Here is a 229-nt window from a genome sequence, read left to right on the forward strand (position 1 = left end):
GTAGATCACAAAACTCTATGCCTGTCTTTTTTTACCCGCCCATTACTGGGGATTCCTCAGGGCACGTCCTGCGGGTAATGATTTCAGTCCTTCAACACCCGACTGCGTGAACCAGTTAATCCAGCGCCCGACGGATGAACGGGCGCAACAGAGCGTTCTGGCAACATCGCTGACGCGGTCGCCCCGGTGCAGCATCAGCATGGCAGTCAGCCTGCGGGCATAATTTTTA

Annotated in this window: 1 pseudogene; it reads right to left on the reverse strand. The window is 55.0% G+C overall.

The annotated features are described in order from the left end of the window. Nucleotides 1–48: 48 nt before the first annotated feature. Nucleotides 49–229, reverse strand: a pseudogene (locus tag A7090_RS25530) (helix-turn-helix domain-containing protein); the annotation flags it as partial.

It is taken from the genome of Escherichia sp. MOD1-EC7003 (assembly GCF_002965065.1).
In the GTDB taxonomy this organism is placed as follows: Bacteria; Pseudomonadota; Gammaproteobacteria; order Enterobacterales; family Enterobacteriaceae; genus Escherichia.